The following is a 23,471-nucleotide window of genomic DNA, read 5'->3' on the forward strand; positions in this document are numbered from 1 at the left end:
CGCAGGAGCCAGCGGCCACTCAGTAAAAGTCAGCTTTCAGCCCATTGCAGCACTGGCGCGCGCCGGAATAGCCATGGCGGGAAGCTTTGTCAGCGCCGTGAACAATTTTTTAACGCAAACAGCGCTTTTGCGCACGCTGCGCGGGCGCTGGCAGCTATTGAATTGATACCGTTTCAAGCTGGTGGCGCCGGCACCCACTGCACCCCGGCGACCGCCAGCATGCCTTGGTGCAGGTCGTCCACGAACAGCGGCAACACGGTTTGCACATTGGCGGCATAGTGCTGGCGCCACATCTGGCGGAGTTGCTCCAGGGCAGCCTCATTGCGATAGCGCATGCCGGCCTTGTCGATCAGCAGCATGGCGACTTCGCGCTCTTCAGCCACCAGGGCGATCAGGGCATCGTCGCCGTCCTCGGGCAGCGACGCCTGCAGATCGTCGGCGGCGTCCATCAGCACGTCGGTGCACAGCGCAGCGCTCATGGCAGCGCCATGCAGAAGGGCTTGCTCCAGGGCGGCGCGCAGGCTTTTCTTGCTCATGCGCCAGAGTCCTTGCGGCCGGGAACATACGGAATGAAACCCCCTGCAAAAGCCATTTCCTGCATTTCCAGCGGTGCGCGCCGTATATCGACGATCAGCCCGTTGATTTGCAGCATCCAGATCAGCGGGTTGGCGTCCAGCCGGCTGGGCAGCGTCCATTCGGGCGACATCTGGCCCATGCCCAGCGCGTCGCGCATTTCCTTCGAGCGGCTGGAGCACAGGCTGGCCCCGACGCCGAAATGCGCCTGGATGTCGCTGGCCTTGCAGTGCGGCGTCTGCGACGGGTCAAACAGAAAGTTCACCATGCCCAGCGCATGCACCGCGCCAGCCGCCCAGGCGTTGTCCTTGCCCTTGAGCAGCGGCGAGGGGCGCTTGCGGCTCAGGGCGGCCAGCGCCAAGCGAATCATCTGCTTGTATTCGCCGTTCAGGCGTTGGTCGCAAAACGCATCGGCAGCTTGCGCGATGGCGTTGAATTTGTCCTGCATGGCGGCAGGCACGCGGTTTGATGGGGCGGTCATGGATGGATTGTAAAAAATGGACTGGAGCTGCGTTCCGGGTAAAGGTTAAGCGCAGGATTCCTGATTTTCAAGGGTGCATTCGTGTCCTGTTGCAAGCGGTTCAAAAAGGGTTTTTGACCACTTGGGCGGGCTTGACCTCGACGGTCCCGGGAAGCTTTTCCTCAGCTTCCAGCGCCTTGACCACCTCGCCAATTAGCGCCTGCAGTTCCCGGGCCAGCGCCAGGCCGGCCTGGTCCCGGGTCAGCACCACGTCGCCGGTGAGCGAAATGCGGTCGGTGCGGTTTTCGATCTCCAGCGCGCCGATGCGAATGACATCGCTTTCGTTGGCATAGGGTTTGAAGCGGCTCATGGCATTTTTCCTTAATGTTTGATGGCGCGGTTGAGGGCATCCATCAGGAGGCTGGTGAAATCGCGCAGCGTGAAGTCGTCTTCCGGCTTGGGTTTCTTTCTGCGGTCTTGCCGGGAATCGGGCTTGGGCAGCGCCATGCCCGCGTCGCGGACGTTCTGCGGCAGGCCGGGCAGCAGGCTCAGGCCGACCATCTTTTCCAGCTTGGTGACGGTGACGACCGCATAGTCGCGCGTGTCGTCGTTGGTGATCAGGTAGGCGCCGGCCTTTTGCTGCGCCGGGCTGTAGATCACCTTCCAGACGTGCGTGGGCACCAGCACATTGCCGATCTTCTTCAGGTTGCCGCCGATGAAGGCCGGGCCGGAGATGACATAAATATCGCCTTCGGCGCTGGCCAGCTGGCGCGTCGCGCTCTCGATGCCGGCCCAGACGCCGGCATTGCTCTCATGCACCTGCGGCACCATGTTGGCCAGCGAAAACGACTCGGCCTGGGCCTTGCGCGTGGCAAAGTTGGCGTTCGGCGCCATGTGGCCACGGTCGTAGCCCGAGCGTTCGTAGTCGCTGAGTTCGGCCCGGTCGCGCTCCGGCAGGGAGTCCTCGGCATGAAAGGAGTCCTTGCGCGACAGCTTGCCGGCATTTTTCATGTTCTGGCGCGTCAGGTGCTCGGCCGCGTACAGCGGCGTGCGGGTCAGGCCCGAATGCAGCACGGCAAACGCCCGGAAGCAGATTTCCTGCGTGCGCGGCTGGAGCTTGGGGTTGGTGACGACAGGCCGCTGGCCAGCGGCAAAGTGCTGGGGGCAGGCGGTGCTGGCCAAAGCGGAAGTGCCAGCCAGAATGGCCAGCGAGAAAACCAGGGAACGGAGCATGGATGAAAACCGGGCAATGTCTTTGAAGGGGGCTGGCGTGAAATCATCCTGCCCTTTGACCACGGCGCGCAAGGCGCCGGACAACTTTTTGCTACTGTATTTATAGCTTACAACGCATATCAGCCGTGCGGGAAAGGCTTTTTTGACGATGAAAAATTAATCTGTTGGTCAAAACGAATGGGCTCTAGTGTGCATCAAAGCCCGCCACTGCACGGCGTGCGGGTTGCATGCGCCAGCCTTGCTTCTTCAAAGCAGCAAACGCGCTGCGAATGCCGGCGCTGGCGCGAAGCATCCGCAGGACAGGAGTGCCCGGCTCAACCCTGGAGCGACGGCAGCACGGTGCCCCGGCATTCGCCAAAGCCGATGCGCCTGGAGCCCTCTTGCTGGCAGTAGCCGCGCAGCATGATGCTGTCGCCGTCTTCCAGCCAGGTGCGCGTTTCGCCATTGGACAAGGCCAGGGGATTTTTTGCCGCCAGCGCTCAGTTCCATCAGCGAGCCGCCCTGCTCCGGCTTCGGGCCCGACAGGGTGCCCGAGCCGAACAGGTCGCCGGCGCGCAGGTTGCAGCCGTTGACCGTGTGGCGCGCCACGAGTTGCGCCGCGGTTCAGGATCGCCTTCGGGCCGGGTGAACAGCGCGCGAAACGGCGCCAGCGCATCGAGCGTCACCACCCAGGGCGAGAGCGTGCTGGCGAAGTTCTTGGCCAGAAACGGGCCGAGCAAAAATTCCTCGATCTGGCCGCCGACCTGCCGGGCTTCCTCGTTCAGCGGAATGCGGATCTTGCCGTCGGGCACGGTCATGGCGCGGGACGTCAGGCCGGTGTATTCGCCTGAAATGTCAAAGTAGCGAATCACGCGGAAGTTGAAAAGCTTTTGGTAAAACCCGCCCCAGAACGCCATGCGGCCCCGGTACACTTTGTGCGTCAGGTGGTCGATACGCTTCAGGCCGTGGCCCGGCGGGTGGCGGTCCACGCCGTCCAGAAACACGAAGTCGATGTCGTAGATCGACTTGCCGTCCTCGAAGCGGTCGATCAGGTACAGCGGCGCGCCGCCGATGCCCTTGATCGCCGACAGGCGCAGCTCCATGGGGCCGGTGGGAATCTCGATGGGCTGCGCGCCGAGTTCGAGCGCGCGGTGCTAGGCAAGGTGCGCGTCCCTGACGCGAAACGCCATGCCGCAGGCGCTGGGGCCATGCTCGGCGGCAAAGTAGCCTGCCACGCTTTTCGGCTCGCGGTTGACGATGAAGTTGATCTCGCCCTGGCGGTACAGCACCACGTCCTTGGAGCGGTGCCGCGCCACCAGCGTGAAGCCCATGCGCTCGAACACCGGCTCCAGCAGGCCCGGCACGGGCGAGGCGAACTCGACGAATCTAAAGCCCATCAGCCCATCGGGTTGTCAAACAAATCAGCCATGGCTCAGTGGTCCTTGGAAAATGGTTTGCGGGGTTTCCCAGGATGCCATCTTGACGCAAGGCGCCCGCAGGTTTCGTGTGATTTTGTGCCTCATTCGCCGCAATTCACATGTTTCAAGCGCTGCCCGGCCTGCGCGCATGGACTGGCCGTGGGATGCTACGCCGGCTTCAGGACGGTGCGCCGGGCTGCGCCCTTTGTCCCGCCATGGCCCGGCGAAAGATGCGCAGCAGCGTATCGGATGTGTAAGGCTTGGTGATCAACTCAAACCCGTGGGTTCCATCTTCGGCCATGGCTGCGTTGTAGCCGCTGGTCAAAATGACCGGAAGGCCCGGGTAGTGTTGGCGCACCTGCTCGCCCAGCTCGATGCCATTCATGCCCGGCATGACCACGTCGGAAAACAGCAGGTCAAACTGCCCGGCGCCCTTGGCCAGCAGGGCCAGCGCGGCCGATGCGTTGGCCGCCCAGGTGGCCTGGCAGCCCAGGGCGTTCAATATCTCGCAGGTCATTTCCGCCAGGGTTTCGTTGTCTTCCACCACCAGCAAGCGCATGCCGTTGCCGGCTCTGCCCGAATTGGGCGGGGGCGCCATGGCTTGCGAGGCAGGCGCGCTTTCGGCGCAGGGCAGGTACAGGGTAAAAACCGATCCGACGCCCAGTTCGCTGCTGACCTCGACCTCGCCGCCCGACTGCTTGGCAAAGCCAAATACCTGGCTCAGGCCCAGGCCGGTGCCCTTGCCCACTTCCTTGGTGGTGTAGAAGGGCTCGAAAATTGCCTGCAGCTTGCCCGCTGCAATGCCGCAGCCCGTGTCCGCGACCGCAATGGCCACGAAACCGCCGGGTCGCGGGCCGTGGCCCATCCCCGGCGGCACGCTGTCGACCTTTTGCACCCTGATGGTGAGCTGGCCCGTGGCATTCATGGCGTCGCGTGCATTGATCGCCAGGTTCACCAGCGCGGCTTCAAACTGGCTGATGTCGGCCTCGGCAAAGCAGTCATTTTCGCCGCTGCGTTCATGGCGTATCTGCATCTGGCTGCCCATGAGCGGGCGCACCAGATCGACGACGCCCTGCACATGCGCATGGACATTGAACACTTCGGGGCTCAAGGGTTGCTGCCGGGCGAACGCCAGCAGCTGGCTGGTGAGTTTGACGGCCCGGGCCACCGTGTCAAAAATCAGGTTCAGGTACTTGACATGCTGCGCTTGCGAAAGCTTGTCACTCCTGAGCAACTCGACCGACGAGCTGATCACCGCCAGCAGGTTGTTGAAATCATGCGCCACCCCGCCGGTGAGCTGGCCCAGCGCTTCGAGCTTTTGCGACTGCCGCAGCGCGGTTTCAATGCTCAGCAACTCGCTCGTGCGCTGGTCGAGCGCGCTGTTCGTCTCGCGCAAGGCGATTTCGGCCTGCACCTGCTGCGTCACGTCGACGGAGATGCAATACATGCCGGCGACGGCGCCCCTGTCATCGCGCAAGGGCATGTACGAAAACGACCACCAGGTCGCCTCGGCATAGCCGTTGCGGGTCAGGGTGAGCGGCATTTTTTCGTGGGACGAGCCCTGACCGCCAAGCGCTTTGGCGACGATCGGCTGCAGGTCGGGCCATGCTTCGGACCACAGTTCGGCAAACGGCCTGCCAATGGCGCCCTCAAGGCGCGCCCCCAGCATGGGCCGGTAGGCGTCGTTGAAGAACGACAGCAGTTGAGGCCCCCAGGCGATGAAAATGGGCTGCGGACAACTCAGCAGCGTGGCCAGCGCACTCTTCAGGGTGCCCGGCCAGTTGCCGGGCGGGCCCAGAGAGGTACTGCTCCAGTCGTGGGCACCGATCAGGGTCCCGATCTCGCCGCCGTTCGCCAAAAAATCCGGCACCGGCGCATCTTGGGTCAGGTTTTCAGTCATCTTTCATGATAAAGCTTATCGCTTACCAATAGCTGAGCTGCCTGGCCGCCACTGCTTCATTGAGGGGGAAATTTTTTACCCCTCCAGGCGCCAAGCTCCAACGAACAACGGGGCCTGCAATTACTCCACCGTCACGCTCTTGGCCAGGTTGCGCGGCTTGTCCACATCCGTCCCCCGTGCACACGCCGTGTGATACGCCAGCAGTTGCAGCGGCACGACGTGCAGCAGCGGGCTGAGCGCGCCGTAATGCTCGGGCATGCGGATGACGTGAACGCCTTCGCTGCTCTCGATGTGGCTGTCGGCATCGGCCAGCACGTAGAGCACGCCGCCCCGGGCGCGCACTTCCTGCATGTTGCTTTTGAGCTTTTCCAGCAGCGTGTCGTTCGGCGCGACGGTGACGATGGGCATGGCATTGGTGACCAGCGCCAGCGGGCCGTGCTTGAGTTCGCCGGCCGGATAGGCCTCGGCATGGATGTAGCTGATTTCCTTGAGCTTGAGCGCGCCTTCGAGCGCAATCGGGTAGTGCATGCCGCGCCCCAGGAACAGCGCGTTTTCCTTTTTCGCGAAGTCCTCGGACCAGCTGATGACCTGGGGTTCAAGCGCCAGCACGGCCTGCAGCGCGGCGGGCAGGTGGCGCAACGCTTTCAGGTGGCCGGCTTCGGCTTCCTCGCTCAGCCGGCCCTTGGACTGGGCCAGCGCCAGCGTCAGCAGGAACAGCCCGGCCAACTGCGCGGTGAAGGCCTTGGTCGAGGCGACGCCGATCTCGACGCCGGCGCGGGTGATGTAGGCGAGCTTGCATTCGCGCACCATGGCCGAGGTGGACACGTTGCAGATCGTCAGCGTCTGCGTCATGCCCAAAGACTGCGCGTGGCGCAGCGCGGCCAGCGTGTCGGCGGTCTCGCCGCTTTGCGTGATGGTGACGACCAGCGTGCGCGGATTGGGCACCGAGGTGCGGTAGCGGTATTCGCTGGCGACCTCGACCTGCGTCGGGATGCCGGCGATCGCCTCTAACCAGTACTTGGCGGTGCAGCCGCTGTAGTAGCTGGTGCCGCAGGCCAGAATCAGGACCGAGTCGATGTCCTTGAAGGTGCGGTACGCCTCGTCGCCAAACAGCTCGGGCACGATGCCGACAACGCCCTCTAACGTGTCGGCAATGGCGCGCGGCTGCTCGAAGATTTCCTTTTGCATGTAGTGGCGGTAGGGGCCGAGTTCGGCCGCGCCGCTGTGCGCGTGAACGGTCTTGACCTCGCGCTCCACGCGCTGGCCGTTGCGTTCGAAAATCCAGTACTTGCCGAGCTGCAGGTCCACCATGTCGCCCTCTTCCAGATAGACGATCTGGTCGGTGACGCCGGCCAGCGCCATCGCGTCGCTGGCCAGGAAGGTTTCGCTTTTGTCGCCGTCGCTGCCCACGCCCAGGATCAGCGGCGAGCCGGCGCGCGCGCCGACGACGCGGTGCGGCTCGTCCTTGCAGAAGGCGGCAATCGCATAGGCGCCGTGCAGTTGCGAAATCGTGGCTTTCAGCGCTTCGAACAGGTCGCCGTCGTACAGGCTGTCCATCAGGTGGACGATGACTTCGGTGTCGGTCTGGCTTTCGAACACATAGCCTTTGCCCTGCAGGGCGGCGCGCAGCTCGTCGTGGTTTTCAATGATGCCGTTGTGTACCAGCGCGATCTTGCCGGGCCGCGCCGAACTGCCGGGGCCGGTGCCGTGGCTGAAATGCGGGTGCGCATTGTGTACCGCCGGCGCGCCGTGCGTGGCCCAGCGCGTGTGGGCAATGCCGGTGCCGCCTTCGATGTGCTCGCTGCTGACCTGCTCCTGCAGTTCGGACACGCGCGCGGTGCTGCGCGCGCGCTTCAGGCCATTGGCATACACCGCCACGCCGCACGAGTCGTAGCCCCGGTATTCCAGCCGCTGCAGGCCCTGCACCAGGATGGGAACAATGTTTCGGCTGGAAACCGCTGCAACGATGCCGCACATAAAAAGCACTCCTAGAAAAAATGATGGCCCGATGCTACGGATTAACGGCTTTTCAATGTGTTTGATTTTTGATGATTTTTGAAATTAAATTTCAAAAATCATTAGTCGTGAAATTTAATTTCCTTAATAATCTTTTCATGGAAGAAATAGAGCTAGACCCCACCGACATCAAGTTGCTGGAATGCCTGCAGAACGATGCCAGCCTGAGTAACCAGGCGCTGGCCGAACGCGTACACGTGTCGCCGCCGACTTGCCTGCGGCGCGTCAAGCGGCTGCGCGACGCCGGGCTGATCGAGTGTGAAATCGCGGTGCTCAACGCCGACAGGCTGGCAGCGCTGCTTGGCGCCGGGCTAACCGCGCTGGTCGAGATTTCGCTGGACCGCCAGGGCGCCGACTGGCTGGAGGCATTCGAGGCGCGGGCGGTGCTTGACGACGCCGTGCAGCAGTGCTACCGCGTGTCGCCGGGGCCGGACTTCATGCTGGTGGTGCATGTGGCCGACATGCCGGGCTACCTGGCGCTGGCGCAGCGGCTGTTCACCAGCGACGCGAACGTGCGCAATGTGAAGGCGTTTTTCAGCGTAAAACGTGCAAAATTCAAGCCAAAAGTGCTGCTTGCGCAATAGCCACGGGCGCTGAAAGCTATCGTTTTTGCAGCAATTTCAGCCGACCCTGAACGCCTGGAAAATGGCCTAGCAACTCTCGCAATGCTCGTGCGCCATGCCCAGCAGCCTGTCAATGTCCACCGGTTTGCTGAGGGACCGGCAACCGTACTGCGCCTGGATCTCGACCATGTCGGCCGCCGCGGAGACGACGACGACCGGAATCGCCGCCTGGCCATGCTGCGGGTCCTTCTTGAGGGTTTCGAGAAACTGCCAGCCGTTCATCACCGGCATCATCAGGTCAAGCATGATGAGGCAGGGGCGACCTTTGGTCTCCAGATTGGCCAGTCCTTCGCGGCCGTTGGCTGCGGTTTCAACCTCGAAACCGATCAGTTCCAGCAATTCCTTGAGCGTTTCCCGAAGGTCGGTTTCGTCTTCAATCAGCAGGATGTGGCGACACGGCATGTTGACTCCTTGGGGGTTTTTTCTTAACGACTGGGGCCTCTTTTCGGTAAGCGTCAACGTGGCGCAAGGGAAATGTGCTGGCTTGGAAGCAGCACCCGAAATGTGGACCCAGAGTCTAGCGCAGACACCAGTTCCACTTTACCGCCGAGGCTTTCAACGATTTTCCAGACCAGCGCCAGCCCCAGGCCGACGCCCGGAATGCTCTTGCGCTGTACCGGTTCGAGCTGCTCGAACGGCAAAAAGACACGCGCCTGGTCGGCCTCTGCGATACCGGTGCCCGTGTCCACCACCTCGAAAGAGTGCCAGCCGCCCGAACTTGCCAGCCGCACGGTCACGCTGCCCTGCCGGGTGAACTTCAGCGCATTCGACACCAGGTTGCTCATGACCACCCGCAGCAGGCGCGGGTCGGTCGTCAAGGGCGGCAGGTGTTCAGGCGGTGGTGCCAGCACCAGCCGCACGTCCGGCGGCGTGCTGTCGGCATGCGCCTCGACGACCTCCCCGGCCAGCGCCGCCAGGTCAACGGTTTCAAGCTGCGCCACCACCTTGGCACTTTCAGTCCGGGTGTATTCCAGCAGGCCCTCGACCAGCGTGGACATCTGCCGGGCGGCACGCGTCAGGCGGTCGATGCGCGGATCGGGCGCATCAAGCGTCGGCGCGGCCCTGGAGCGCGCCAGCAATTGCGCATTGAGATGGATGGTGGACAGCGGCGTGCGCAACTCATGCGAAATCATGCCGAGGAAATAGCCTTTGACCTGGCTGGCCCGCTCGGCCTGTTCGCGCGCCACCTCGGCGCTGTCGAGCGCGGTCTGGAGCTGGCGGTGCTTGAGCGCCAGCGCTTTGGCCAGTCCTTCGATGTCGCCGGAGGCGCTGCGCAATTCCTCGCGCAGCGTGTCGCCGGCCCGTTTCAGGGTGACCAGGTTGTCGGCGCGCGCCAGCAGTTCCTGCGGCAGGAAGGGTTTGCTCAGGTAGTCCTGCGCGCCCGATATGAGCAACTGCACGCGCAGCGCGTCGTCGTCCCGGGCGGTCAGCAGCATGACCGGCACGCTGTTGAACTCGCTGCGCGCACGCAGCGCGCTGACAAGCTGCTCGCCGCCCATGCGCGGCATCATGAGGTCGGTGACGACCAGGTCCGGGCGCTGCGCCAGCGCTCGCGCCAGGCCTTCCTGGCCGTCGGCTGCGGTGGCGACGTTGTAAGCCTCGCTCAGCGTGCCGCCGACAAAGGCGCGCATCTCGCGGCTGTCTTCCACCACCAGCACTGAAGGCCGGCCGGCATAGGCGGGAAATACCGGGTCAACGCCATCGGCAGGTTCACTCATGGCCAGCTCGTGCAGCGCGCTGTCCAGGGCGATGTCCAGCGCAGGCTCGCGCTGCGGCGGCTCCGCCCCGACCTGTGCCGCCGCTGATGCGCGCAGCGGCAGCCGCGCGGTGAAGGTCGCGCCATGGCCGGCGACGGACGCGACGCCAATCGATCCGCCGTGCAGCTGCACGTATTCCTTGACGATCGCCAGCCCCAGGCCAGTGCCGCCGGGCTTGTTGTGCCGGTCCGTGCCGGTGCTTTCATCGACCTGGTGGAAGCGCTCGAAAATGGCCGCTTGCTGGTCATCGCGGATGCCCGGGCCGGAGTCGGCCACGCAAATGAGCAGTTCCGTGTCCTTTGCTTCAAGCCGCGCCTCGATCCGGCCGTGCGCAGGCGTGAACTTGAAAGCGTTCGACAGCAGGTTGACCAGCACCCGTTCCAGCACGTCCGGGTCGGTTTCGGCGACCAGGCTGTCCGGGGCTTCGATGCGGTAATCCATCTGGCGCTGCTCGGCCGCCTGCTCGAACTGCGAGCTGACGCGCCGGAACCAGGGCGCCAGGTCCATGCGCACCGGGTGCAGTTCCATCTTGCCGGCTTCGAGCTTGGCAATGTCCAGCAGGTCATTGACCTGCTTGAGCAGGCTTTTGCTGTTGCGGCTGATGCTTTCCATTTGCCGCCGCTGGCCGGGCGTCAGGCCGGGCTCGCCCAGCATGCGCTCGACCGGCCCGAGGATCAGCGCCAGCGGCGTGCGCAGCTCGTGCGAGACGTTGGCAAAAAACCGCGTTCTGGCCATGTCGAGCTGCCTGACCTGGGTGTAGAGCGACTGCAGTTCGGCATGGGTGCTTTCCAGCTTGACGCGGCGCGCTTCCGAAACCCGGGCCGCGTTGACCATTTCCTCGACCTTCGGCCGGACAAAGAGAAGGCCGACGGCGGTGGCCACCGAGGCAATGGCAGTGGCCACCTTGAGCAGGCCGTCGGCCAGGTAGTCGGGGTTCCAGACAGTCCAGATCTTCATGAAATGGGTTAGCCCGCACAGGCCGATGAACAGGCCGAAGGCAATGAACAGCGGGCTGAAGGGCAAGCGGATGCGCCGCACCAGCAGGTAAAGAATCACCGAGATGACGAGGTAGGCCGCGCCGATCAGGAAATCTGACACCACATGCATCCACAACAGGCCGGGCAGCCACAGGTAGCAGTGCCCGTGCGGCATGAAGTGGCTGCTTTCGTCCAGTACCGTGCTTAACCAGTTGGGCATGGCGTTCTCCGTATGAAAATGCGTTTTTTCGACATTCATGGTTGAGCATTTTCATCTTTGTCAAAGTTGTCATTTTTTTGATGCCTCGGCTCGCGGCGTGACGCGCGCGCGGCTTCGCCCGATCAGGCCATGGAAGGGCGCGATAGCGCGCCGCCAGGAAACATCAAACACTACGAATTCAATAGCACTCTGCGCCCGCTGCCATTGCGCAATAAGGCTTTTTGATGCCTGAACCGTCGCGGCGCAGGCCACCACGGCGCCTGAAACCGCAGGGGCGGTTGGCCGTTGCGTTAAGCCTTGGCCTGCTTCGCCGGCCGCGACCAGTTGGCCTGGTTCACCTGTTTGCCGCGCGCCACGCTCAAGGCTCCGGCCGGCACGTCCTTGGTGATCGTCGAGCCGCCGCCCACCGTGCCGCCCTCGCCTATCGTCACCGGCGCCACCAGCACGCAGTTGCTGCCGATGTGTACATCGGCCTCGATCACCGTGCGGTGCTTGTTGGCGCCGTCGTAGTTGGCGGTGATGCTGCCGGCGCCGTAGTTGACGCGCTCGCCCACCGTGGCATCGCCCAGATAGGCCAGGTGGTTGGCCTTGGCGCCGCGCGCCAGCGTGGAATTCTTGACCTCGACAAAGTTGCCGATGTGTACCTCGGCACCCAGCCTAGCCCCGGGCCGCAGCCGGGCGAACGGCCCGACCAGTGCGCCCTCGCCGACCTGCACACCGAGCTTTTCGCCGTCGATGTGGGTGAAGGGGTGAATCACCGCGCCGGCTTCAATCACCGCATTGGCAATCACGCAGTTCGCGCCAACGCGCACGCCCTGGCCCAGGCTGACCTGGCCTTCGAACACGCAGTTCACGTCGATCTCGACATCCTGCCCGCATTCCAGCGTGCCGCGCACATCGAGCCGCGCCGGGTCGGCCAGGCGAACGCCCTGCTCCATCAGCGTGGTGGCCAGGCGCTGCTGGTAAACACGCTCCAGCTCGGCCAGCTGCACCGGGCTGTTCACGCCGGCGACCTGCGCGGCGTCCGTGATCTGGTGCGCCACCACGGCCACACCGCCCTCGACCGCGAACTTCACGATGTCGGTGAGGTAGTACTCGTTTTGCGCATTTTTGTTGTCCAGCCGCGCCAGCCAGCGGCGCAGCAGGCGCGTCGGCACGGCCATGATGCCGCTGTAGATTTCTTGGATGGCGCGCTCGGCTTCGCTGGCGTCCTTGTGCTCGACGATGGCGCGCACTTGGGCTGAGGCTTGGCTGCCGGCGCGAACGATGCGGCCGTAGCCGGTGGGGTCGGCCATGCTGAGCGTGAGCAACGCCAGCCGCTGGCCGTCGCACTCGGCCAGCAGCGCCCTCAAGGTAGTTGCCTGCGTCAGCGGCACATCGCCTGACAGCACCAGGGTAATGCCGTCGTCGTCCAGAAAGGGCAGCGCCTGCTGTACCGCGTGGCCGGTGCCCAGCTGCGGCTCCTGGCGCGCGAACTTCAAGCCCAGACCGGCTGCAGCGCCCGTCCTGCCTGCACAGGCTGCTTCAACTTGCATAGCACCGTGGCCGGTGATGACGACCGCCTGGCGGGCCGACAGCTGCGCGGCGCAGTCCATGACATGCGCCAGCAAGGCGCGTCCGCCCAATCGGTGCAACACTTTGGGCAATGCGCTTTTCATCCGCGTGCCTTTGCCTGCGGCCATGATGACAACGTCAAGAGGGTTCGACATGAGATTTCCTGTGAATTTTGGACCACTAAAAAGAAACGAAGCGCGGCCGGGCCGGCGCTTTCAACCCCGGATTATCGGGTTGCTCGGCGTGCTGGCCGTGGCCGGCGCGCTGCAGGCCTGCAGCGTCATGAAGCTGGCCTACAACCAGGCGCCCGATCTGGCCTACTGGTATCTTGACGCGCACCTGGACCTGACGGGCGAGCAGAGCCTGCGCCTCAAGGCCAGCCTGAACCAGCTGCAGGCCTGGCACCGGCAGACGCAGCTGCCGGTCTACATCACGGCGCTGCAGCAACTCCAGCAGCAAATTTCGTCGGACACCACCGCCGCCGCCGCCTGCGCGGTGATGTCCGACGTGCGCGGCAATCTTGGCGCCGTGGCGCAGCAGGCCGAACCGCTGGCCGCCGGGCTGGCCGCCATGCTTCAGCCCGGCCAGCTCAGGCACATGGAACAAAAGTTTGCCAAGACCAATGCCGAGGCGCTGGACGAAGCGCGCGACGACAGCCGAAAAATCCGCCAGAGCAAGCGTTACCAGCAGGCGCTCAGCCGTGCCGAGAGCCTGTACGGCACGCTGGACGAGCCGCAGCGCGCCGTCATTGCCAGGCGCCTGGAGCAGTCCCGGTTTGACATCCGCGTGCTGTTCGCCGAAAGGCAGCGCCGCCAGCGCGACACGCTGCAGACCCTGCAGCCGCTGGCATCAAGCCAGGCCTCGCCAGCGCAGGCCCAAAGCGCCCTGCGCGGGCTGATCGAACGCACGTTGAGCCCGCCCGACCCGGCCATGCGGAACTACCTGGACGAACTGGGCCAGGAAAACTGCCAGAGCTTTGCCGAACTGCACAACAGCACGACGCCGGCCCAGCGCGGCAAGGCCGTGGAAACCCTCAGGCGCTACGAGCAGGACTTCAGGATCCTGAACGCCCGCAAATCCTGACGGGCCGCTGGCCGGCCCTTGCGCCATGCACCGCTACAGCAGCGGCACCTTGCGCGGCGGCGTGTCGTAGTAGTCGGCCAGCCGCTCCAGCGCCCTGGGGTTGAGCAGCCACAGCCGCCCGCCGCGTATGTCGTGCAGCCCGAGCAGCTTCAGACGCCGCAGCGTCTTGTTGGTATGCACCAGCGACAGCCCCAGGGTGTCGGCGATGTGCTGCTGGTTGATCGGGAACGCCACCGAGCCTTCGTGCGCCAGCCCGATCCGCTCCAGCCGGCGGTACAAATGCATCAGCAGCATCGCGACGCGCTCGGCGGCATTGCGCTGGCCGTTGGTCAGCAGGTGGTCATCGACCATGCCTTCCTCGCGCGCGGCCAGCCAGGTGGTGTCGTAGCCCAGGCTGGGGAAGCTGCGGAACAGTTCGAGCAGGCCTTCGCGGGGAAACATGCACAGGCTGACGTCGGTCACGGCCTCGATGCCGTGCATGGCACTGTCGCTGAACTCCTGCTGCAGGCCGATCAGGTCGCCCGGCAGCAGGAAATTGAGGATCTGCCGGCGCCCGTCGCTCAGGGTCTTGTAGCGAAACGCCCAGCCTTCGTACAGCGTGAACAGCCGGCCGTTGGGCTGTTGCTCGGGAATCAGGATGCTGCCGGCGTGCCGGGTCAGGGTGCTGCTGCGAAACGATTCGATGAACGCCAGCTCATCGCTTGAAACCGCCGTGAAGGCGCCGGTCTTTCGCAGCCGGCAGGCCGCGCAGGGCGGCGGGCAGGAGACCGGAACCGGCTGAAAAATGCGCATTCATTCCCCCCTTGGTAAAAATAAACTCGCGCATTGTGTCTTTTGACATTGTTGCGACACGCGCAGCGCCCTACATTCTGCCGTACCGCCATGCACACCTCTCCTCCCGACCTTCACGAAATCATTTACGTCAGTACCCTGGCGGATGACGCGCCGGTCCGCGTTGTTGCGGATATTGCCAAAAGGGCGCGGACCAACAACCGTCAGGCAAATATCACCGGAGTGCTGGTGTTCGACGGCCTGCATTTTTGCCAGCAACTCGAAGGCTGCGCCCGCGCGGTGGATGCGGCCATGGCGCGCATCCAGGGCGACTCGCGCCACCGCGACGTCGAGGTCCTGCACCACGGGCCGCTGGACAAGCGCCGCTTCAGGCGCTTCAGCCTGGGCTACACATCGGGGGAAGATGTCGAACTGCTGGAGCGGCTTCAGCGGCTGAAGGGCCAGGCCGCCCTGGAAGCTTTCGTGGCCCTGCTGTCCGGCCTGGACGTGGACGGATGAAACAGATCGATGCGGCCCCCGCAACGCTAGGCCGCCAGGCCCAGGGCATGGCGCAGGCGCACCAGGGGACGCAGCGGCGCGTCGGCGTCCCAGCTGACACAGGCCGGCGTCGCAGCGCACTGCGCGCCTTCAGGCCACGACTCCATGACCACGGTTTGCCCGGCTGACAGCCGCAAGCTTTCGCCAAACGCCAGGAAGTGGTCGCCGGCCGGCACGCGCAGGTCGCGGCCGGCCTGGCTGAACGTCACCCACAGACGCCCCTGGCCGACGCGCAGCACGCCGGACTCGCGCGCCTGCACGGTCATCGCCTGGCCGGCTGGCAGGGTGTAGCTGATGGCCGGCCGGCTGCCGCCGCACGGGCGGGCCAGGCTGGAAAATCGGGCGCTCTGGACGGCCCCGGCCAATGCATGGGAAGCCGAAAAAGAAGTCATGGTGTTCTCCAAATAATCCCCGGGAATACGTTTCCCAGGCAGCCATGATCCCGCTGCCGGCCTATGCGGTCCAATGAAAACGCGGTACGCTATTCATGCCTTCGGCGCATCAATCAGCCCTTCTTCTCCATTCATCCCCATGCTGTCTCCACACACCCATTTGCGCTCCCGCCCGATTGCCGCAGGCCAGCTCCGCGCCTTCGAGGCGGTGGCCCGCCACCTCAATTTCCGCGCGGCGTCCGAGGAACTGTCGCTGACGCAGTCGGCCATCAGCCGGCAGATCCAGAGCCTGGAAGAAGACGTTGGCGTGAGCCTGTTTCTTCGCCACACGCGGGCGGTGGAACTGACCAGCGCGGGCGCGCAGCTGCTGCGCGCCGTGCTGCCTTCGCTGGAGCGCATCGACGGCGCGGTGCGCATGATCCGGCAAAGCGCCGGCCGCAAAAGCGTGGCCATCAGCACCTGGGCGTCGTTTGCCTCGATGTGGCTGATTCCCCGGCTGGAGGCCTTCCAGCAGGCGCACCCCGACATCGACATCCGCATCGACGCGACCGACACCCCGGTGGACCTGGACACCACCGACGTGGACCTGGCGCTGCGCTATGCCATGCCGGGCCGGGTACCGGCCGGCTCGCATCGCCTGTTCGGCGAGCAGCTCACGCCGGTCGTCAGCCCCTGGCTGCTCAAGAGCGGCCCGCGCCTGGAAAATGCCGAGGACCTGGCCCGGTTTGCACTGGTGGAAGCCAGCGACGCGCACCGCACCCAGCACATGGCGCTGCTGACCTGGCGGCGCTGGTTTGATGCGCAGCAACTCACCCGCCTGGAGCCCAAGCGCTGGCTGTATTTCAATTACGCCCACCAGATCGCGCAGGCCGCGCTGACCGGCCAGGGCGTGGCGCTGGTGCGCACGCCGCTCATCGCCGAAAGCCTGGCGTCGGGCGACCTGCTGGAGCCTTTTCCGAAGTTGCGGCTGGACTCGCCGCTGGCCTACTGGCTGATCGTCGGTCCGCGCAATGCGGCGCGGCCCGAGGTGCTGGCGTTTTGCAACTGGCTCAAGGGCCAGGCAGAACAGACACGCCGGGCGATTGGCGATGTGCCGGACCCGGACACGGTGGACCGGCTGGATTGAACGCCTTGCCGGGCGCTGGGCCCGGCGCAGGCGCTACATCAGCGCGCCATGCTTTTCGCCGCGCTCGTACACCACATGCGCGCGGCCCACGATCAGCGGGTCGAGCTTGCCGATGTGCTCGGTGTCCTTGTTGACATAGGGCAGCTTGTGCAGCACGTAGCGCATGGCGTTCAGGCGCGCGCGCTTCTTGCAGTCGCTCTTGATGACGGTCCAGGGCGCGTCGGCGGTGTCGGTCTCGAAGAACATGGCTTCCTTGCCGCGCGTGTAGTCGTCCCACTTGTCGAGCGAGGCCAGGTCGATGGGGCTGAGCTTCCACTGCTTGAGCGGATGGCCTTCGCGCTCCTTGAAGCGGCGGCGCTGCTCCTTGCGGCTGACGCTGAACCAGAACTTGATGACGTGCACGCCGCTGCGCACCAGGTGGCGCTCGAATTCGGGCGCCTGGCGCATGAACTCGGTGTATTCGGCGTCGCTGCAAAAACCCATGACGCGCTCGACGCCGGCGCGGTTGTACCAGGAGCGGTCGAACAGCACGATCTCGCCGCGCGTGGGCAGGTGCTGCACATAGCGCTGGAAATACCACTGGCCGCGCTCGTTGTCGGAGGGCTTTTCCAGCGCCACCACGCGCGCGCCGCGCGGGTTCAGATGCTCCATGAAGCGCTTGATGGCGCCGCCCTTGCCGGCGGCGTCGCGCCCTTCGAACAAAATCACCACGCGCTGGCCGGTTTCCTTGACCCAGGCCTGAAGCTTGAGCAGTTCGACCTGCAGACGGAATTTTTCCTTTTCATAAATGCTGCGCCGCATCAGGTTCTTGTACGGATAGGCGCCGTCGCGCCAGCCTGCCGCCAGCTCTTCGTCGGGACTCTCGGTGCTGGCCTCGTGCGGCTGGCGGCCGGTCAGCGCCTCCGACAGGGCGCGGCGGTCGTCAAGCGAAGCGCCTTCGAGCAGCGCCCGCAAGGCCTGCGCGCGGTCGCCAGGTGCGCCCGGTGCGTCGCCGTCGAGCAGCGACAGCGCGGCCTGCAACTGCTGGGCCTGGGCTGCCTGGGTGGCTTCAGCCGCGACAAACTTCTCCAGCGCACCCGCCTGGGTCGAAGGCGCCCGGTCGCCGCTGGCCGCCAGGCGCACCGCGTCCGGATCGGCAAGCCGTGCCGGCGCGCGGCGGCGGCGAACGGTCTTGCCGCCGGCCTGGGGCTTGGGGGATGGAGCAGCGGGAGGGATCGTAGGTTTGGGCATGGTTCAAGGACCTTGTGACACACACTGAACGGGCAAGCCGGCGGGCAAAAAAACCATTCCGGGAATCAAGGCAATCAGCGGTCCTGGGCAGTGTCAAACGACGCGCCTGGACCCGCTTGAGCGGGCGCAAGCCAGCCGGTGCCTAGACTGGCCAGGCCACGCCCTGGTCATTGAGCAGCACATCGAGCGGTATGTCGTGCGGCTCGGGCAGCAGGTCGGGCAGCCAGCCGTGGCTGAAACCCAGGCCGATGGTGACAGGGCGCGGCTGCAGCGTGGCCAGCGTGCGGTCGTAAAAGCCGCCGCCATAGCCCAGCCGGTAGCCGCCCGGCCCGTAGCCGACGCAGGGCACGAACAGCAGCGTGGGAACGATGATTTCGGTGTCCTTGGGCTTGGGAATGCCGTAGGCGTCTTCCTCCATCGGGCAGCCGGGGTACCAGGCGTGAAAGGTCAGCGTCTTGTGCAGCTTGTTGACCACCGGCAGGCCAATCTTGCGCGGCGACCTGCCTGCTATGCTTTCTGTAGCTAACTGCGCCCGCCCCTCTTGCGGAGAAGGCGTATTTTCCTGAAATTCCGGACTCAGTACGGCATCTTCCTGCCAGCGGTACAGCGCCGGCAGCGGGTCGAACTCGCCCTTGATCGGCCAGTAGGCGCCAATCACCTCATGGGGTGAGCCCACCAGCCAGATACGCATGACCCGCTGCAGCAGGTCGGCCCGGGCCAGCCGGTCGGGCATGTCGAGGCGCGATTGCACCAGTGCTTTTCGTGTGCTTAATTTGTCCATAATCCTCCAATGCTATACAAAATTCTATGCAGCGCGGCAGTTTCAGCCGTGCTGGCCGCGCCAGTCCTGGCGCAAAGTCCTTCCACCGCCTGGACGCCGGGCGCCAATGCCGACGGCGACAGCCTCATCGCGGAGATGGGCAAAGCCTTTCGCGCCAGCAACAAGGGCCGGCTGGCGCAACTGCTGCCGCAGGCGCGCGGCCATGCGCTCGAACCGTGGGCGGCCTACTGGGAACTCAAGGCCAGATTGGGCGAAGCAAGCCCGCAGGAAGTGCAGGATTTCCTTTCCCGTTATGCCGGCAGCTACCAGGAAGACCGGCTGCGCAACGACTGGCTGCTGCTGCTCGGACAGCGCCGCGACTGGGCCGGCTTTGCTGCCGAATACCCCAACTTCCGCATGAACGACGACCGCGAGGTCCGATGCTACGCCCTGCTGGTCGAGCATTTGAAGAATCCGACGCTCGATGTGCGGCTGTCCGACGAGGTGCGCAAAAACTGGTACGCCCAGCGCGACGCCGACGACGGCTGCACCGCCGCCGCCGAGCGGCTGGTGGGCAGCCAGAACCTGACGCCGCTCGACGTCTGGCAAAAGGCCAGGCTGGCGATGGAGGCCAACCGGCCACGCGCCGCGAGCAATGCGGTGGCCATCGTGGCGCCCGAGGCGCTGGGCATGGTCACCGAGCTGAACGCCAGCCCCATCAAGTTCCTGGCCGGCAAGTACCTGGCGGTGCGCACGGTGCGCAAGGAAATCATCACGCTGGCGCTGGTCAAGCTGGCGGTCAGCGATTCGGAAGGCGCCGCCTTCCAGCTCGATGGCAAATGGTCGCTGCAGCTGACCGCCGAGGAACGCAACTGGCTCTGGGGCCTGATCGGCAAGCAGACCGCCAGCCGCCTGGGCACGCAGCCGGCGGGCGATGCGCTGGCGTATTACGCCCGGGTCACCAAGGACACCGACCTGACCGACGACATGCTGGCCTGGAAGGCGCGCGCCGCCCTGCGCGCCGGCACCCTGCCGAGCTGGCAGCTGGTGCTCCAGGCGATCAATGCCATGAGCGAAGAGGGCCGCAAGGACCCGACCTGGACCTACTGGAAAGCGCGCGCGCTGCTAGCCACGTCGCCGCCGGACATCGCCACCGCCGTGGTCACGCCGCAAGGCCCGACGACGACCACCGTCATGGCGCCGCAGCGCATCGAGGGACTCAAGCTGCTGCAGTCGATAGGCTCGGTACGCGGCTTTTACGAGCAGCTGGCGCTGGAAGACCTGGGCTTGAAAATCTCGGCACCGCCCCGGCCGGCAGCCCTGACGGCCGAGGAAAAGGACGCCGCACGAACCAACCCCGCCTTGATGCGGGCAGCCTACGCCATACAGACCGGGCTGCGCTCCGAAGGCGTTCGCGAATGGAACTACGCCACCAACCTGCACAGGAAAGGCGGCATGAACGAGCGCGAACTGCTGGCCGCCGCCCAGCTGGCCTGCGACCGCCAGCTCTGGGACCGCTGCATCAACACCAGCGAGCGCACCACCAGCGTGGCCGACTTCGAGCAGCGCTTTCCCATGCCTTTCCGGGCCACCGTCGTCAGCCGCAGCCAGGCCATCAGCCTGGACCCGGCCTATGTCTATGGCCTGATCCGCCAGGAAAGCCGCTTCATCATGGACGCCCGCTCCGGCGTCGGCGCCTCCGGGCTGATGCAGGTCATGCCCGCCACGGCGCGCTGGACCGCCAACAAAATCGGAATGACCGGCTTCACCCCAGACCAGATCAACGACCGCGACACCAACATCACCATCGGCACGGCCTACCTCAAGCTCGCGCTGGACGACCTGAACGGCTCGATGCCGATGGCCGCCGCCGCCTACAACGCCGGACCAGGCCGGCCGCGCACCTGGCGCAATGGCCCGCTGCTGGACGCCGCCATCTGGGCCGAGAACATTCCGTTCGCCGAAACGCGCGACTATGTGAAAAAGGTGCTGTCCAACACCACCAGCTACGCGGCCATCCTGACCGGGCAGCCGCAGTCGCTCAAAAGCCGCCTGGGCAAGGTCGGACCGCGCGACGCAGCGCTGCCAGAGCCCTACAAAGACCTGCCCTGAAGCGCCGCCGGGCCGCAGCTGTGGCCCGGCACCGGCCTTTTTCAGAGGAAGCTAAGTCCAATGAGCGCCCGGACTGCGCATTGGCCTACAGGCAAACAGCCCGCTATCTGCTATGGTTTTCGGATGTCCATGCCTCCTGAAACCCTTCCCCGCATCACGCCCGAGACGGCGCTTTTCCTTGACTTCGACGGCACGCTGGTGTCGCTGGCCGCGCAGCCCGAACTGGTCGAAGTCCCCCAGGGCCTGGCCGGCACGCTGGCCGAACTGCACCGCCGGCTGAACGGCGCACTGGCGCTGGTGTCCGGCCGGCGCCTGTCCGACCTGGATACCTTCCTGGCGCCGCTGCTGCTGCCGGTGGCCGGAGAACACGGCGCGCAGCGCCGCACGGCCGACGGCCTGATGGTCAGCGCGCCCCCGGCGGACCTGGCGCAGGTGCTGCAGGCGGCCGAGGGCCTGGTCGCCCGCCACCCGGCGCTCAAACTGGAACGCAAGAACCTGGCGCTGAGCCTGCACTACCGGCAGGCGCCCGAACTCGAAGATTTGTGCTTGCAGGTGATGCGCGAAGCGCTGGAACGCAGCCAGGGCATCGAGCTGATGCACGGAAAATGCGTGATCGACCTGAAACCCGAGGGCTTCAGCAAGGGCACGGCGATTGCGTTTTTCATGAGCGAAGCGCCGTTTGCCGGCCGTGTCCCGGTGTTTGCCGGCGACGACGTGACCGACGAGGCCGGTTTCGAGGCCGTGCAGCGCATCGGTGGCCACGCCATCAAGGTCGGCCCGGGTCCGTCGCTGGCCCAGCACCGCTGCGCCAGCGTGTCGCAGCTGGCCGCTTGGCTTCAATCGGCCGTGGCGTCCCTGCCCGGCTCCGGCTCGCCTGCCAGCCGCCCGGGGTTCGCGGCATGAGCGCCCCGGCCTCGACCCCGCAGTTTTCACCGCCCGCGCCGCCATCGCTGTCGCTGGGCGTCATCGGCAACTGCGCCTTCAGCGCGCTGGTCGATGTGCGCGGACGCATCGTCTGGTGCTGCCTGCCGCGCTTTGACGGCGACCCGGTGTTCAATGCGCTGCTCGACGCTACCGACCAAGCCAGCGCCTTCGCCATCGAGATCGAGAACTTTTCCCACTCCAGGCAGTGGTACGACCCGAACACCGCCGTGCTGCGCACCCAGCTGTTCGACAAGAGCGGCCAGGCGGTCGAGATCACCGACTTTGCGCCGCGCTTTTACAGCCGCTCGCGGTTTTTCAAGCCCATGATGCTGGTGCGCCGGGTGCGCCCGATCCACGGTGCGCCGCGCATCCGCGTGCTGCTCGACGTGCTGTTCGACTGGGGCCGCTCGCGGCCGGTGGTCACCCAGGGCAGCAACCACCTGCGCTATGTCGGCGATACGCTGACGCTGCGCCTGAACACCGACGCGCCGCTGTCGCACCTGCTGGCCAAGCGGGCGTTCGTGCTGACGCGCGAGCACAACTTTTTGCTCGGCTCGGACGAGTCGCTGTCCGAGGGCATTGCCGACACGGCGCGCCTGTTCGAGCAGGAAACGCTGAGCTACTGGCGCAAGTGGAGCCAGCGGCTGCATATTCCGCTGGAATGGCAAGAAGCGGTGATCCGCGCGGCCATCACGCTCAAGCTGTCGCTGTTCGAGGACACCGGCGCGATCGTCGCGGCCATGACCACCAGCATTCCCGAGGCGCCGAACAGCGGCCGCACCTGGGACTACCGATTTTGCTGGCTGCGCGACGCCTTTTTTGTCGTCCGGGCGCTCAACAGCCTGTCCGAGGTCGGCACCATGGAGGACTACCTGCGCTGGCTGGGCAATGTCGTGGTGCAGGCCGACGGCGGGCACATCCAGCCCTTGTTCGGCATCGGCATGGAGCTCGACCTGCCCGAGGCGGTGTACGGCCACCTGGGCGGCTACCGGGGCATGGGGCCGGTGCGCGTGGGCAACCAGGCGCAGGAGCATTTCCAGCACGACGTGTACGGCAACGTGGTGCTGGGCGCGGCCCAGGCCTTCCACGACCACCGGCTGCTGCACCGCGCCGGCGCGGCCGAATTCATCCGCCTCGAAGCGGTCGGCGAGCAGGCCATTCGCTGCTACGACAAGCCCGACGCCGGCATGTGGGAGCTGCGCACCCGCGCCCGGGTGCATACCTCGTCGGCGCTCATGTGCTGGGCCGCCTGCGACCGGCTGGGCAAGATTGCCGTCACGCTCAAGCAGCCCGAGCGCGCGGTGTACTGGAGCGGCCATGCGCAGGTCATGCGCGAGCGCATCCTGCGCGAGTCCTGGAGCGAGGAGCGCCAGGCCTTTGCCGAAAGCTTCGGCGGGCGCGACCTGGACGCCAGCGTGCTGCTGATGATCGAGGTCGGCTTCATCGAGCCGAAGGACCCGCGCTTCGTGGCTACCGTGGACGCGCTGGAAAAGTATTTGTGCGACGGCCCCTACATGCGCCGTTACGAGGCGCCCGACGACTTCGGCAAGCCCGAAACGGCCTTCAACATCTGCACCTTCTGGCGCATCGACGCGCTGGCGCGCATCGGCCGCAAGGAAGAGGCGCGGGCGATTTTCGAGACCATGCTGGCCGCCAGAAACCACGTCGGCCTGCTGTCCGAGGACACGCACCCGGTCACCGGCGAGATGTGGGGCAACTTTCCGCAGACCTATTCGATGGTCGGCATCATCAATGCCGCGATGCGGCTTTCAGCCCCTTGGGATTCCCAGGTATGAATATGGCCC

Annotated in this window: 21 protein-coding genes and 1 pseudogene; 7 read left to right on the plus strand and 15 right to left on the minus strand. The window is 65.4% G+C overall.

What is annotated here, in order from left to right; all coding sequences use genetic code 11:
• Positions 1 to 173: 173 nt before the first annotated feature.
• From EC86_RS0112760 to glmS, 8 genes and pseudogenes are all read right to left on the minus strand, one after another.
• Positions 174 to 536: a hypothetical protein gene (locus tag EC86_RS0112760; protein WP_029526025.1), complete on the minus strand. Its 363-nt coding sequence runs from the start codon at positions 534 to 536 to the stop codon at positions 174 to 176.
• Positions 533 to 1,054, minus strand: coding sequence for a DUF6398 domain-containing protein (locus EC86_RS0112765; RefSeq protein WP_029526026.1), 522 nt, complete (start codon positions 1,052 to 1,054; stop codon positions 533 to 535). The genes EC86_RS0112760 and EC86_RS0112765 overlap by 4 nt, the downstream gene beginning before the upstream one ends.
• A 100-nt stretch (positions 1,055 to 1,154) precedes the next feature.
• On the minus strand, positions 1,155 to 1,403 hold the full coding sequence (locus EC86_RS0112770; protein WP_029526027.1) for a hypothetical protein: 249 nt from the start codon (positions 1,401 to 1,403) through the stop codon (positions 1,155 to 1,157).
• Positions 1,404 to 1,414: 11 nt separating this feature from the next.
• Positions 1,415 to 2,266: a DNA/RNA non-specific endonuclease gene (locus EC86_RS0112775; RefSeq protein WP_029526028.1), complete on the minus strand. Its 852-nt coding sequence runs from the start codon at positions 2,264 to 2,266 to the stop codon at positions 1,415 to 1,417.
• Between the two features lie 314 nt (positions 2,267 to 2,580).
• On the minus strand, positions 2,581 to 2,718 hold the full coding sequence (locus tag EC86_RS29910) for a hypothetical protein (RefSeq protein ID WP_232229878.1): 138 nt from the start codon (positions 2,716 to 2,718) through the stop codon (positions 2,581 to 2,583).
• A 261-nt stretch (positions 2,719 to 2,979) separates the two neighbouring features.
• A pseudogene (locus EC86_RS26130) lies at positions 2,980 to 3,674 on the minus strand (4-hydroxyphenylpyruvate dioxygenase family protein); the annotation flags it as partial.
• Positions 3,675 to 3,841: 167 nt separating this feature from the next.
• A complete protein-coding gene (locus tag EC86_RS26135) occupies positions 3,842 to 5,563 on the minus strand; it encodes a PAS domain-containing sensor histidine kinase (protein WP_051675879.1) in 1,722 nt (573 codons plus the stop codon).
• 120 nt (positions 5,564 to 5,683) lie between these two features.
• The gene (glmS, locus tag EC86_RS0112800; protein ID WP_029526030.1) at positions 5,684 to 7,540 is read right to left on the minus strand and encodes a glutamine--fructose-6-phosphate transaminase (isomerizing); all 1,857 of its coding nucleotides are present in this window, start codon (positions 7,538 to 7,540) and stop codon (positions 5,684 to 5,686) included.
• A 137-nt stretch (positions 7,541 to 7,677) separates the two neighbouring features.
• Between glmS and EC86_RS0112805 the strand changes: the two genes are divergently transcribed.
• Complete coding sequence (locus tag EC86_RS0112805) at positions 7,678 to 8,163, plus strand: Lrp/AsnC family transcriptional regulator (protein WP_029526032.1); 486 nt, start codon at positions 7,678 to 7,680, stop codon at positions 8,161 to 8,163.
• A gap of 66 nt (positions 8,164 to 8,229) precedes the next feature.
• Here the strand turns inward: EC86_RS0112805 and EC86_RS0112810 are convergent, their stop codons facing one another.
• From EC86_RS0112810 to glmU, 3 genes are all read right to left on the minus strand, one after another.
• Positions 8,230 to 8,604 carry a response regulator gene (locus EC86_RS0112810; RefSeq protein ID WP_029526033.1) on the minus strand — a complete coding sequence of 125 codons (375 nt, stop codon included), beginning with the start codon at positions 8,602 to 8,604 and terminating at the stop codon, positions 8,230 to 8,232.
• Between the two features lie 53 nt (positions 8,605 to 8,657).
• Entirely contained in the window at positions 8,658 to 11,156 is a 2,499-nt protein-coding gene (locus EC86_RS0112815) for an ATP-binding protein (RefSeq protein WP_198026784.1), read from the minus strand.
• Between the two features lie 290 nt (positions 11,157 to 11,446).
• Positions 11,447 to 12,865: a bifunctional UDP-N-acetylglucosamine diphosphorylase/glucosamine-1-phosphate N-acetyltransferase GlmU gene (glmU, locus tag EC86_RS0112820; RefSeq protein ID WP_029526036.1), complete on the minus strand. Its 1,419-nt coding sequence runs from the start codon at positions 12,863 to 12,865 to the stop codon at positions 11,447 to 11,449.
• Here glmU and EC86_RS0112825 point away from each other — a divergent pair.
• A complete protein-coding gene (locus tag EC86_RS0112825) occupies positions 12,864 to 13,793 on the plus strand; it encodes a DUF6279 family lipoprotein (protein ID WP_232229879.1) in 930 nt (309 codons plus the stop codon). The genes glmU and EC86_RS0112825 overlap by 2 nt on opposite strands.
• A 33-nt stretch (positions 13,794 to 13,826) precedes the next feature.
• Here EC86_RS0112825 and EC86_RS0112830 read toward each other — a convergent pair whose 3' ends face one another.
• Positions 13,827 to 14,585 (minus strand): Crp/Fnr family transcriptional regulator, encoded by a 759-nt coding sequence (locus EC86_RS0112830; RefSeq protein ID WP_029526038.1) that lies wholly within the window; start codon positions 14,583 to 14,585, stop codon positions 13,827 to 13,829.
• Positions 14,586 to 14,675: 90 nt separating this feature from the next.
• Between EC86_RS0112830 and EC86_RS0112835 the strand changes: the two genes are divergently transcribed.
• Positions 14,676 to 15,083: a BLUF domain-containing protein gene (locus EC86_RS0112835; RefSeq protein ID WP_029526039.1), complete on the plus strand. Its 408-nt coding sequence runs from the start codon at positions 14,676 to 14,678 to the stop codon at positions 15,081 to 15,083.
• Between the two features lie 26 nt (positions 15,084 to 15,109).
• Here EC86_RS0112835 and EC86_RS27030 read toward each other — a convergent pair whose 3' ends face one another.
• Positions 15,110 to 15,514: a DUF2917 domain-containing protein gene (locus EC86_RS27030; RefSeq protein WP_084181308.1), complete on the minus strand. Its 405-nt coding sequence runs from the start codon at positions 15,512 to 15,514 to the stop codon at positions 15,110 to 15,112.
• 139 nt (positions 15,515 to 15,653) lie between these two features.
• Between EC86_RS27030 and EC86_RS0112845 the strand changes: the two genes are divergently transcribed.
• On the plus strand, positions 15,654 to 16,640 hold the full coding sequence (locus tag EC86_RS0112845; protein WP_029526041.1) for a LysR substrate-binding domain-containing protein: 987 nt from the start codon (positions 15,654 to 15,656) through the stop codon (positions 16,638 to 16,640).
• Between the two features lie 33 nt (positions 16,641 to 16,673).
• Here the strand turns inward: EC86_RS0112845 and ppk2 are convergent, their stop codons facing one another.
• Positions 16,674 to 17,870, minus strand: a complete 1,197-nt coding sequence (ppk2, locus tag EC86_RS0112850; RefSeq protein ID WP_036772163.1) for a polyphosphate kinase 2 — start codon at positions 17,868 to 17,870, stop codon at positions 16,674 to 16,676.
• A 142-nt stretch (positions 17,871 to 18,012) separates the two neighbouring features.
• Entirely contained in the window at positions 18,013 to 18,651 is a 639-nt protein-coding gene (locus EC86_RS0112855; RefSeq protein ID WP_029526044.1) for a 5-formyltetrahydrofolate cyclo-ligase, read from the minus strand.
• 9 nt (positions 18,652 to 18,660) lie between these two features.
• Here EC86_RS0112855 and EC86_RS0112860 point away from each other — a divergent pair, with 9 nt between their 5' ends.
• The 3 genes from EC86_RS0112860 to EC86_RS0112870 all read left to right on the plus strand — a co-directional run bounded on the left by EC86_RS0112860 (position 18,661) and on the right by EC86_RS0112870 (position 23,462).
• On the plus strand, positions 18,661 to 20,742 hold the full coding sequence (locus tag EC86_RS0112860; RefSeq protein WP_029526045.1) for a lytic transglycosylase domain-containing protein: 2,082 nt from the start codon (positions 18,661 to 18,663) through the stop codon (positions 20,740 to 20,742).
• Between the two features lie 123 nt (positions 20,743 to 20,865).
• Positions 20,866 to 21,645: a trehalose-phosphatase gene (gene otsB / locus EC86_RS0112865; RefSeq protein WP_029526046.1), complete on the plus strand. Its 780-nt coding sequence runs from the start codon at positions 20,866 to 20,868 to the stop codon at positions 21,643 to 21,645.
• A complete protein-coding gene (locus tag EC86_RS0112870) occupies positions 21,642 to 23,462 on the plus strand; it encodes a glycoside hydrolase family 15 protein (protein ID WP_029526047.1) in 1,821 nt (606 codons plus the stop codon). The genes otsB and EC86_RS0112870 overlap by 4 nt, the downstream gene beginning before the upstream one ends.
• The last annotated feature ends 9 nt before the right edge of the window (positions 23,463 to 23,471 follow it).

The organism is Polaromonas glacialis (genome assembly GCF_000709345.1).
Lineage (GTDB): Bacteria > Pseudomonadota > Gammaproteobacteria > Burkholderiales > Burkholderiaceae_C > Polaromonas > Polaromonas glacialis.